Annotated in this window: 8 protein-coding genes and 1 rRNA gene; 8 read left to right on the top strand and 1 reads right to left on the bottom strand. The window is 59.4% G+C overall.

Annotated features, from left to right (window positions below; all coding sequences use genetic code 11):
- Position 1 precedes the first annotated feature (1 nt).
- From NM10_RS05930 to NM10_RS05955, 6 genes are read left to right on the top strand one after another with little or no spacing between them, the layout of a single operon-like run.
- Entirely contained in the window at positions 2 to 904 is a 903-nt protein-coding gene (locus tag NM10_RS05930) for an ABC transporter permease (RefSeq protein ID WP_036200954.1), read from the top strand.
- Positions 904 to 1896 (top strand): ABC transporter ATP-binding protein, encoded by a 993-nt coding sequence (locus NM10_RS05935; RefSeq protein ID WP_020310691.1) that lies wholly within the window; start codon positions 904 to 906, stop codon positions 1894 to 1896. Before NM10_RS05930 ends, NM10_RS05935 begins: the two co-directional genes overlap by 1 nt.
- Positions 1893 to 2861 (top strand): ABC transporter ATP-binding protein, encoded by a 969-nt coding sequence (locus tag NM10_RS05940; RefSeq protein ID WP_020310692.1) that lies wholly within the window; start codon positions 1893 to 1895, stop codon positions 2859 to 2861. The genes NM10_RS05935 and NM10_RS05940 overlap by 4 nt, the downstream gene beginning before the upstream one ends.
- Positions 2858 to 4450, top strand: coding sequence for a peptide ABC transporter substrate-binding protein (locus tag NM10_RS05945; RefSeq protein WP_020310693.1), 1593 nt, complete (start codon positions 2858 to 2860; stop codon positions 4448 to 4450). Before NM10_RS05940 ends, NM10_RS05945 begins: the two co-directional genes overlap by 4 nt.
- Before the next feature lie 4 nt (positions 4451 to 4454).
- Positions 4455 to 5384, top strand: coding sequence for a S66 peptidase family protein (locus NM10_RS05950; RefSeq protein WP_020310694.1), 930 nt, complete (start codon positions 4455 to 4457; stop codon positions 5382 to 5384).
- A gap of 20 nt (positions 5385 to 5404) precedes the next feature.
- A complete protein-coding gene (locus NM10_RS05955) occupies positions 5405 to 6541 on the top strand; it encodes an amidohydrolase (RefSeq protein WP_020310695.1) in 1137 nt (378 codons plus the stop codon).
- Here the strand turns inward: NM10_RS05955 and NM10_RS05960 are convergent, their stop codons facing one another.
- On the bottom strand, positions 6542 to 7897 hold the full coding sequence (locus tag NM10_RS05960) for an aspartate aminotransferase family protein (protein ID WP_020310696.1): 1356 nt from the start codon (positions 7895 to 7897) through the stop codon (positions 6542 to 6544).
- Between the two features lie 179 nt (positions 7898 to 8076).
- Here NM10_RS05960 and NM10_RS05965 point away from each other — a divergent pair, with 179 nt between their 5' ends.
- Together NM10_RS05965 and NM10_RS05970 are read left to right on the top strand one after the other, a co-directional pair.
- A complete protein-coding gene (locus NM10_RS05965; protein WP_020310697.1) occupies positions 8077 to 9204 on the top strand; it encodes a PucR family transcriptional regulator in 1128 nt (375 codons plus the stop codon).
- A gap of 330 nt (positions 9205 to 9534) precedes the next feature.
- Positions 9535 to 9610, top strand: a 16S ribosomal RNA gene (locus NM10_RS05970); the annotation flags it as partial.

Here is a 9610-nt window from a genome sequence, read left to right on the forward strand (position 1 = left end):
GATGGATTTTACACCGCTTACGGCTGCTGACCGGACGGAACCCTATGTACCGCCCCAGACCCTGCGCGACCGGGGCTGGCGGCAGATGAAGAAGAACCGCCTGGCCTTATGGGGCCTGGCCATCGTCGTCGTCATGAGCCTCCTGGCCATTGCCGGCCCCTGGCTGGCGCCCTATACTTATGCCGACCAGGATTTGACGGCAGCCAATGCCTGGCCGTCGGCTGCGCACTGGTTCGGTACGGATTCCCTGGGCCGTGACCTCTTCGTCCGCGTCCTCTACGGCGCCCGCATTTCCCTGTCCATCGGCCTCGTCGCCAGCCTGATCAACGTCTTCATCGGCGTCATCTACGGCGGCATTGCCGGCCTCGTCGGCGGCCGGACGGACCAGATCATGATGCATATCGTCGACATCCTCTATTCCATTCCCATGCTGCTCTACGTCATTTTGCTCATGGTCGTCTTCAAGCCGGGCCTGCTCAACATCTACCTGGCCCTGGGCATTGCCTACTGGCTCAACATGGCCCGCATCGTCCGCGGCCAGATCCTCAGCCTGAAACAGCAGGAATACGTCATGGCTGCCCGCTCCTGCGGGACGTCGACGTGGCATATCCTCTGCCGCCATATGATTCCCAACTGCGTCGGGCCGATTATCGTCACCCTGACCTTGTCCATTCCCGACGCGATTTTTACAGAAGCCTTCCTGAGTTTCATCGGCCTCGGCGTATCGGCGCCTATGGCCAGCTGGGGTGTCCTGGCTTCAGAAGGTATCAATAGTATGCGCTCCTTCCCGTTCCAGCTCGTCTTCCCGGCCCTGGCCCTGTGCATCACCATGCTGGGCTTCATGTTCCTCGGCGACGGCCTGCGCGACGCCCTGGACCCGCAGAACCAGAAGGAGGGACGCTGATGCAAGCCTTATTAGATGTACGCCATCTGACCATTTCTTTCCATACTTACCGGGGACTGCTGGAAGCCGTCCACGACGTGTCGCTGACCGTCAATCCAGGTGAGACCGTCGGCATCGTCGGCGAATCGGGCTGCGGTAAATCCGTCACGTCCCAGGCGGCCATGAAGCTGCTGCCGGCCGAAGCGACGGAATATACTGGCGGCCAGATCCTCTGGGACGGCCGCGATGTCATCCCCTTGTCGGAAACGCAGATGAACCGCCTGCGCGGCCGCGACATGGCCATGATTTTCCAGGACCCCATGACGTCGCTCAATCCCGTCCTGACCATCGGCAACCAGCTCTGCGAGGGCATCGCCCTGCACCAGCACCTGGGCCGTAAAGCCTGTGAAGCCAAGGCCCTGGAACTGCTCAGAGCCGTCGGACTGACGTCGCCGGAAAAGCGGCTCCATCAATATCCCCATGAATTATCGGGCGGCATGCGCCAGCGCTGTCTCATCGCCATGGCCCTGTCCTGTTCGCCGCGGCTCCTCTTTGCCGACGAACCGACGACGGCCCTCGACGTGACGACAGAAGCCCAGGTCCTGGATGTCCTCAAGCGCCTCCAGGCGGAATTGGGCATGGCCGTCGTCCTCATTTCCCATAATCTCGGCGTCATCGCCCAGATGTGCCGCCGCATTTACGTCATGTATGCCGGCGCCATCGTCGAAGAGGGGACGGCCGATGATATTTTCTACCGCCCGGCCCATCCCTATACCCAGGGCCTCCTGGCCTCACTGCCGGACCCGGCCCAGAAGGATAAAGCCCTGACCGGGATCCCCGGCCAGGCGCCGGACCTCTTCCACATGCCCGAGGGCTGCCGTTTCTATCCGCGCTGCCCCCAGGCCATGAAGGCCTGCATGACGGCGGCGCCGCCGCGGGAAGAAGCCGGACCGGGCCATCATTACACGTGCTGGCTGGCCCAGGCCGCCGCGGCCAAGGAGGCATTGCCATGAACCTCATCGAAGCCAAACATATCAGTAAACAATTCGTCGTCCAGCGGGACTGGCTGGGACGGCCCAAGAAGACCCTGACCGCCGTCGACGACTTGTCCCTGACCATCGGCCAGGGCGAGACGGTCGGCCTCGTCGGCGAATCGGGCTGCGGCAAATCGACTTTTGCCCGGACCCTGCTGGGCTTATATGCCAAGACCGGCGGGTCCATTACCTATAAGGGCAGGGACATTGCCGACCGCGCTGTAGGCCGCGACTATCGCCGCCACGTCCAGATGATTTTCCAGGACCCTTATGCCTCGCTGGACCCGCGCATGACCGTCGAAGACATCATCAGCGAGCCCTTACGCAACTACCATCTCTGTCAGGACGACAGCCAGCGGCGCCAGCGCGTGGCGTCCTTATTGGAACAGGTCGACATGCGGCCTGAAGCGGCCCAGCGCTATCCCCATGAATTCAGCGGCGGCCAGCGCCAGCGCATCGGCATCGCCCGGGCCCTGGCCGTCGACCCGGAATGTGTCTTCTGCGATGAACCTATTTCGGCCCTCGACGTGTCCGTCCAGGTCCAGATTGTCAACATGATGCAGCGCCTGCAGCAGGAACGGGGCCTGTCCTATCTGTTCATCGCCCATGACCTGGCCATGGTCCATCACATGAGCCGCCGCATGGGCGTCATGTATTTAGGCCGCCTCGTCGAATTGGGGCCGGGAGACGCCGTCTTCCACGACCCGCTCCACCCCTATACGCAGATGCTCATCGCCTCCGTGCCCCGGCCGGACCCGCACTACCGGCGCCGGACCATCGTCTGCGGCGAAGTGCCGAGTCCCCTCGACTTGCCCAAGGGCTGCGTCTTCCATCCCCGCTGTCCCTACGCCGATGAAGTCTGCCGCATCGACGTGCCTCATTTCCGGCAGGTCGCAGACGACCGCTTCGTCGCCTGCCATCATGCGAGAGGAGGCAGACGATGAAGAAATTACTCTTACTCCTGAGCTGCCTGCTGACGGCCGTCCTCTTCAGCGGCTGCGGCATTCAGCACCCCGATACGGTCAGCTACGTCCTGGAAGCGGAACCGTCGCGGCTGGACCCGGCCATGACGACGGCCCTCGTCGAAAGCAATGTGGAACTGCAGATATTTGAAGGCCTGACCCGCCTCGACGATGACGATGTACCCCAGCCGGCCCTGGCCGAAAGCTGGGATATCTCACCGGATGGCAAGACGTATACCTTCCACCTGCGGCCGGGCATCGAATGGAGCGACGGCACGCCGATTACGGCAGACGACATCGAATATTCCTGGAAGCGCGTCGTCGATCCCGACGTAGCTTCGGAAAATGCCTATATGCTCTTTTGCATCGACAAGGCCGAAGACTATTTCAATAAGAAGGCCTCGGCCGATGCCGTCGGCGTCAAAGCCGTCGATGACCGGACCCTGGTCGTCCGCCTGAAGGAACCGACACCGTATTTCCTCAACCTGACGGCGTTCCACTGCTATTATCCCGTCCCCAGGAAGCTCGTCGAAGCCAAGCCCGATACGTGGGCTGCCGATGCGGACGGCATGGTCTGCAGCGGCCCCTATAAAATCGTTTCCTGGAACCATTCCAGTGAAATCGAAGTCGTCAAGAACGACCGCTACTGGGATGCCGGTTCGGTCATCCTGGACCACCTCGATTTCCCCATCAGCGATTCCCAGGCGACGCGCCTGACCCTGGTCGAAAGCAATCAGGCCAACATGACCGTCGAACCGCCGCCGGCCGACCAGGAACGGCTGGAACAGATGGGCCTCTACAAGATTGCTCCTTATCTCGGCGCCTATTACTACGTCTTCAACGTCCAGAAGAAGCCCTTTGACGACGTCCGCGTCCGCAAGGCCTTTGCCCTGGCCGTCCAGCGCCAGGGACTGATGAAGTACATCGTCCGCGGTGAAAAGGAAGCGGCCTACGCCTGGGTCCCGCCGGGACTGAAGGACAAGGCCACAGGCCGTGATTTCCGTAAGGAAGGGGGGAACCTCATCGCCGAAGACCCGGCCAAAGCCCGCCAGCTCCTGAAGGAAGCCGGTTACGATGACCAGCACCCGCTGCCGGAAGTGACGCTCCTCTTCAATACCAATGAAATGCACAAGGCTGTAGCCGAAGCCCTGCAGGCCATGTGGAAAGAAAACCTCGGCGTCGACGTCAATATTACCAACCAGGAATCGAAAGTCTTCATGGCCACCCGCGCCCAAGGCGACTACCAGCTGGCCCGGGCGTCGTGGATCGCCGATTACATCGACCCCATGACCTTCCTCGACGTCTTTGCCGATGACGAAAATGACGCCCAGTACCACAACCCGGCGTATAATGCATTGATTGCCAAAGCCAAGGCCAGCAACGACGAAAGACAGCGCATGGCCTATCTCCACGAAGCGGAACAGATACTCTTCGACGACTGCGTCATCATCCCCTTGTACTACACGACCCAGCCCTACGTGGCCCAGCCCTATATCAAGGGCTACCACTGGTCGCCGCTGGGACTGGTCGATTTCAAGAAAGCCTATATCGATGAATCAGAAAGGAAGTAGCCTTATGGAGTATACCTATGCAGAACCTTTGCAAGCTGGCGACACCATCGCCGTCGTCGCCCCGTCGTCAGCCCTGGCCGGTGACGACGTGATCAAGGGCCTCACCTTCTTGCGGTCCCTCGGCTATGAAGTGAAAATCGGGAAATCCGTATCTGCCTTTGACGGCTATCTGGCCGGCCCCGACCGGCTGCGGGCAAGGGATATCAACGAAGCCTTTGCCGACGACGCCGTCAAGGCCATCGTCTGCCTGCGTGGCGGCTATGGGGCGACGCGCATCCTGCCGCTCTTGGACTATGAGCTCATTGCGGCCCATCCCAAATTGTTCGTCGGCTTCAGCGATATTACGGCCCTGCATACGGCCTTCCTCCAGCGCTGCGGCTTCTGTCCCATCCACGGGACTATGGTCATGTCCCTGGGCCGCAATGCCTCGGAATATACGAAAGAGCAGTTCGCCTACGGCCTGCAGCATCCCTATGAAGCGCGGGAACTGCCGCTGCCGCCGGGCTGCCAGCCGGAAACCCTCGTCCCCGGTGCCGTCACGGGCCCGCTGGCCGGGGGCAATATGATGCTCCTGTCGGTCCTCATGGGCACGCCTTATGCCATCGATCCGCCAGACGGCGCCATCCTCTGCCTGGAAGAAGTCGGGGAAGAGGCCTATGCCCTGGACCGCATGCTCTGCCAGTTCGAGGAATCGGGCCTCATCGACCGCGTCCGGGCCATCGCCTTCGGCGAATTCCACCACTGCGGCCCTGACGAAGGCGCCCGTTATGAATGGACGGTGAAAGAAGTCCTCCAGGCTTATGCCCGCAAGTGGGGCAAACCGGCCGTCATGGGCCTGCCCTTCGGCCACGGTGCCGACAACGCCTGGCTGCCCCTGGGCCAGATGGCCGGTCTCGAAGCCCGCCTGGACGGTGTACGCTTTACGCTGCTGTAATTTGGATAGGAGAGATTCTCATGGAATATAAAGATTTGAAAGACCAGGCCTGCCGCTATGTAGATGAACTGAAACCGGTCATCTACGGCATTGCCGAAAGCCTTCACGACCACCCGGAAACGGGCATGAACGAAGTCTTCGCATCGGCGACGCTGAAAAAAATCCTGCAGGACCGCGGCTTTGCCATCGACAATCCCGTCGCCGACGCTTTCCCGACGGCCTTTCACGCTGTCTGCGGCCACGGTCCTTTTCAGATGGGCTTTTTGGCCGAATACGATGCCCTGCCGGAAATCGGCCACGGCTGCGGCCATAACCTCATCGCCGCCATGAGCGTCGGCGCGGCCCTGGCCTTTGCCAAAGCGGCCGGCGACAAGGCGACGGTCCACGTCTACGGCTGTCCGGCCGAAGAAACGGTGGGCAGCAAAGTCTATATGAGCGAACACGGCGTCTTCGACGGCCTGGACGCGGTGGTCATCGTCCATCCCGGTACGGATAAGACCTATATCGGCGGCACGTCCTATGCGACGCACCCCATGCAGTTCACCTTCCTAGGCAAGGCGGCCCACGTCGCCGATGCGACCTACCACGGCGTCAATGCCCTCGATGCCCTCGTCGATTTCTATGGCCGCCTGAAGGCCTATGAAAAGACCTTGACCGAACGCCATATCATCGGCGCCATCATCACCGAAGGCGGTACGGCGCCGAACATCGTGCCTGACCGGGCTGTCCTCAAGGCGACTATCCGGGCCCTGAAAGTGGAATACCTGGAAGACAAGATGCTGCCGGACATAAAAAAAATCGCCCGTGACGTCGCCGACGCACACGGAGCGAAAGTGGAAATGGTCCATTATGAACCGCTCTATAAGAATATGATCAATGACCCCAGGATGGACGTTTACTTTGCCGACGCCTTCAACCAGCTCTACGAAGAATTCGGCATCCGCGACGACGACTATGCCGAAGGCTCGACGGACGTAGGCAATGTCAGCCAAATTACGCGGGTCAGCCAGCCGGAAATCTGCATCGGCTACGACATCAATGCCCATACGAAAGAATTTGCCCAAGCCGCTGGCAGCGACCTGGGCAAGATGCAGGCATTGACGGGCGCCAAGGCCATGGCCATGGTCGCCCTCGATGTCATGGGAGAGAAATACTGATTATTTCGTGCAGGTAATGATGGCCTGTTCCAGGATGTCCAGGCCGGCATCGAGCTGGGCGTCGGTGACGACGAGCGGGCAGAGGAAGCGGATGACGTTGTCGTAAATGCCGCAGTTTTCCATGATCAGGCCGTGTTGGGCCGCTTCTTTGATGACGGCTGTGACCAGTTCCGGATAGGGCTTCTTGCTGGCTTTGTCGTGGACGAATTCCAGGCCGAGCATAGCGCCTAAGCCGCGGTAGTCGCCGATGACGTCGTATTTCTGTTTCCACTGTTCATAGCGGGCGCAGACTTTCTGGCCGATTTCCAGGGCCCGGTCGGCCAAATGGTCCCGTTCCATGATTTCGATGACTTTCAGGGCCGAAGCGCAGGCCAGGGCGTTGCCGCCAAAGGTACCGCCGATGACGCCGGCCGGGACGGATTCCATGATTTCTTCGCGGGCTACGACGGCACCGAGGGGCACGCCGCCGCCGATGGATTTAGCCGTGGCGATGATATCCGGCGGGCAGCCGGCTTCTTTCCAGTATTCCGTCGCCAGCATGCGGCCTGTGCGGCACCAGCCGGTCTGGACTTCGTCGGCGATGAGCAGGATGCCGTTGTCGTCGCAGACTTTGCGCAGGGCCTTGATCCAGGGGATAGGAGCCGGGATGAAGCCGCCTTCGCCCTGGAGCGGTTCGACGACGATGGCGGCGACGTATTCCGCCGGCGAAGCGTACATGAAGACTTCTTTCAGGGAATTCAGGTAGAATTCCAGGGCTTCGTCATCGCTCATGCCAGCCGGTTTGCGGTAGAGATAAGGGAATTCGGCCCGATAGACGCCGTCCGGGAAGGGGCCCATGCCGCGGGCGTAGGCTTTCTTGGCCGTCATGGCCATGGTCATGAGCGTGCGGCCGTGGAAGGCGCCGGAGAAGACGATGATGTTCGGCCGTTTCGTATAGGCCTTGGCGACTTTGACGGCATTTTCATCGGCTTCAGCGCCGCTGTTGATGAAGAAGGAGCGCTTCTTGTCGCCCTTGACCGGCGCGATGGCGTTGAGTTTTTCCGCCAGGGCGACGTAGCCTTCATGGGTGACGATGTTGGCCATGGCGTGGAAATACTTCCCGGCCTGGTCCTGGACGGCTTTGACGACTTCCGGCTGGGAATAGCCGATGTTCAGGACGCCGACGCCGCCGACCCAGTCGAGGAAATAGTTGCCGTCTATGTCTTCAAACATGGCGCCTTCGCCGCGCTGGATGACTGTCGGATAGATGGTGCCGATGGCATCCGGGATGGCCTGACGGCGGCGGGCCAGGACGGCAGCGGCTTTCGGACCGGGAACGGTCTGGGTAACGATTTTCGGTAATTCATCTTTTAACATAATGTCTCCCCCTTATCAATGCAAGATACAAAGCCTTGGTGAGTGCTCTATGAAAGACTTTGCATGGATAATCTTAAATGATACGCTTATTATACGTTTTACTATTAAAAACAACAAGAAGCTGGGAAACCAAAGTTAAAAATATGATGTTGTGCTGACGACACAAAGGAGGGAGTCCCATGTCTCTATCCATCGCTCAACTTTACAGGCAGGATGAAAACAAATATAAACTGGACCTCCTGGCCGGACGGCAGGGACTGAGCCGCGACGTGGCCTGGGTGCAGGTCATGGAAGATGCAGACTATGGCACTTTTTTGCGGCCTCATGCCTTCATCTTCACGACGGGCCTGGCCAGCCCCGGCGACCCGCATTGGCTGGAAAACTTCGTCGATGCCCTGCTGGCAGCCGATGCGGCCGGCCTGGTCGTCAATACGGGAAAGTACCTCTTGCCGTCGGATATTACGGAAGCCTTGAAAGAACGCTGTGAGGAAGCGGCCTTCCCGATATTCACCATGCCTTGGGAAGTGCGCCTGGCCGACATTACCCAGTCCTTTTTGTCGGCCCTCTTTTTGACCAACCGTGAAGAATACCGGGCCATTACGGCGTGGAAGGAATTCCTCTTCGGCGTCCAGGGGTCGTCGGTCCAGACTGAACTGGCTCTGACGGGCTGGCAGGAAGAGGGGCCGTATACGGCACTGGTCCTGGCCGGCGCCGATGGCGATGCCGATTTTTTGGCTGACAGCAAATCCTTCCTCAACGGACTGGACCAGCCATACTTTATATTTCCTTATAAGGACACGATCGTCCTGCTCCTGCAGGGAACGCTGCCGGCAGCACTCGTCGCCTGGCTCAAAGGCCATGACCGCCTGGTGACGGGCCAGGGCCTGACGGCGCCTGACTTGAAAACACTGCCAGACAGCTGCCGCCAGGGGCAGCAGGCTTTGGTATGGGCCCGTCTCCATCAGCAGTCCTGGTGCTATTTCGGAGCCCTCGGCGCCTATGCCCTCTTCTTTTCTCAGCCCGATGACCGGGTGCTGCGCGTCCTACACGACCGGGCCCTGGGAGCCTTGCTGGCTTATGATGAAAGCCACCGGTCCAGTTTGTACGAAACGCTGGAAGCCTATCTCTGCCACGATGGCAGCCTGAAGGGAACAGCGGCCCAGCTCTACACCCATCGCAATACCGTAGCCTATCGCATCCACAAGGCGGAGAAACTCATTCCCTATGATCTGGCTGACTGGGAACAGCGGTTCACGGTCTTCCTGGCCTGCCATATCCACCGTTATTTTTCCCTGTTAGAAAAATAGTGTTGACATTTTGCAAGCTAAATGCTATTATATAGGAACCAGCTGTACTGAGACTGCGACGAAAGAAACGATAGGTTTGTTTTGTTGTGTCTGTATGAGTTCGCTTAGCGGACCGGCACTGATTGAGTTGAAAAAAGTTCAAATCAGGGCTTGACAGACTTCTCGGAGTTTGGTAAGATATACAAGTCGTCGCGATGAAGCGATGGCAACGATGACCTTTGAAAACTGAACAATGAACTGAATGAACGCCAACGTGCGAGGTTCTATTTATAGAACGTCAAACAATGAGTAATACCAATCAATAAACAAGAGCCAAACGCTCTTCCATATATCATGGAGAGTTTGATCCTGGCTCAGGACGAACGCTGGCGGCGTGCTTAACACATGCAAGTCGAACGAGAAGAGA

Source organism: Megasphaera sp. NM10, assembly GCF_000417505.1.
Classification (GTDB): Bacteria; Bacillota; Negativicutes; order Veillonellales; family Megasphaeraceae; genus Megasphaera; species Megasphaera intestinihominis.